The 2,010-nt window shown below is 29.3% G+C and carries 2 protein-coding genes; both read right to left on the reverse strand.

Going from position 1 to position 2,010, the window contains the following annotated elements; genetic code table 11:
* Positions 1–108: 108 nt before the first annotated feature.
* Complete coding sequence (locus tag AC1P5O_RS16425) at positions 109–333, reverse strand: hypothetical protein (protein ID WP_348942356.1); 225 nt, start codon at positions 331–333, stop codon at positions 109–111.
* Positions 320–1,849 carry an AAA family ATPase gene (locus AC1P5O_RS16430; protein ID WP_348942357.1) on the reverse strand — a complete coding sequence of 510 codons (1,530 nt, stop codon included), beginning with the start codon at positions 1,847–1,849 and terminating at the stop codon, positions 320–322. The genes AC1P5O_RS16425 and AC1P5O_RS16430 overlap by 14 nt, the downstream gene beginning before the upstream one ends.
* Between the last annotated feature and the right edge of the window lie 161 nt (positions 1,850–2,010).

A 2,010-nucleotide genomic window follows, 5' to 3' on the forward strand; every position in this document is an offset into this window, starting at 1 on the left:
CTTGACTCAAGCATTAATGCAGTACGATCTTCAAAGTTAAGATGATGGTATGACAATTTTATATACTCCATAAACCCTTTAAATTAATTAGGTGGTTTATGTCGCACTTCAAGTTTTACTCTGCCGATCTTCAAATTTATCTTTATCAAGCTCATGTAATTTACCTTGATATGCTTTTTCCTCATATTCATCACTATAGGAAAATATCTCATCAGTTAAGGCTGTAAGATTATCAAAAATAATCTTCCTATGAGGTTTACTTTGATCAATGTACTGGAGACTTAATTGATAAGTTTCATTTATAGTAAAATTTGGAAGATTAATTTTTTTCATCTTTAATCTCAGATTTAATATTTTTGATGCTTTTCATTAAATGTGCTCTAGCTTCAGTACCCAATTCTTCATTAAAAATATGTATAACCTGATTAAATATTTCTATATTCGTTTTTTTATAGTCATCTTTTATAATTTTCCTTACTTCTGCTTCTAATAAATCAATAAAGCTTGAATTTGATGCTGTTAAGTTAAAAATCTCATAGTTTAATAAAGAAATATTTTCTCCAAATGTCTCAGTTTCTAGCCTCAGAGCATTGAAAATATCTCCCCTCCTTAAGATTTTCCACACACAGCTCTTAGGAATTTCTTGTAAAATAATTGGAGAATGTGTTGTTAAAATTCCAATGGCATTTCTATCAATTAGTAACCATGACATAGCTCTTAAATAAGCTGAAATTAGAGGAGGATGCAAATAAGTTTCAGGCTCATCATATAGAATTAGGGATTTCTCTGTAACTGAATTAACTAAATGCGTTAAAGATTTAATAACGATTTTATGTCCTGTGCTTAGTAAGCGGTAGACATCTATAATTTTTTCATTATTAATTTCACTTTCTTCATCTTCTAAAATATATGAAAAAAGATCACTAAGAGAATCATCATTCTTAATTAGGATTTTAAGCATTTCGATCCATCTCTGTGTTTTAGAAATAGATTTCATGCATTCTTCAAAAGATTCTAAAAATTGATGCTCGAGATCCGAGCCACCATTTAATGTGTTTTCAGTATTATTAAAAGGGCTCTTTAATAACCCGTAAAAAGCATAATCATAGTCAGCTATATCCTCTTCTACTATGCCCTGAAATGGTTTATCAAATGGACTGTAACTAAAGTAAATAACCTTTGTTAATCCTAAGTCTTCATTGAAGAATTTTTTTAATATCTTATTCAAAAAATTTGTTTTACCTACACCATTACTTCCAATTACAACATGTAAGTTTGTTGGGGGTAATGAATTGGGAGTAACATCAAAGGAAACTTCTACATTCCTATTTTCATCATTAAAATATTCAAATGAAAAACTAAATTCTGTCAATTCAGGTTTTCCATGAGCTAAACGATTATATTTTCCACGTATCTCATCTACAAAAAACTCTCTTAGTAAAGATGTATTTAGAACTGAGAGGTTCTTATCATATATTTGATTGAATTTATCTATGGCGAAAGCTAAGTCATTTAATCCTTTAAGAATTGTTTTCCTAGTTTTATCATTTAGAGAAGACATTCTCTTATAATACTTACCACTCCCCCCTATACTAAAAAACTTTTCATTGAGTTTAGAGAATTTCTTAGGCACATGCTGATTAAAGTGATAAATGTTTTGAGTATCATCCAAAAAAGCAATTTTTACAGCGCCTAAATCAGTAACTTCTCCATTTTTTACATATCTCAAATGAAATTGAGTTTTATAACCAAAATCATTCCAGTCATCCCACTTAAGTACACAATATTCCTTATCTGTAGAAATTTTTCTACTATCTGTACGGTAGTCTTCGACAACATAAAAATTCATGTGACAAAATCAATAACTAAAATATTATATAATTTAGGACTTACGCATTGACGGATTCAAAAAAGTATTACAATAGTTTATAACGTATCTGTGATCAGACGAACTAAACATGCTTCTACAGCAACTTGTACATTACCCATTTATATGGGCTTTCTCATGAC

Source organism: Prolinoborus fasciculus (genome assembly GCF_056724605.1).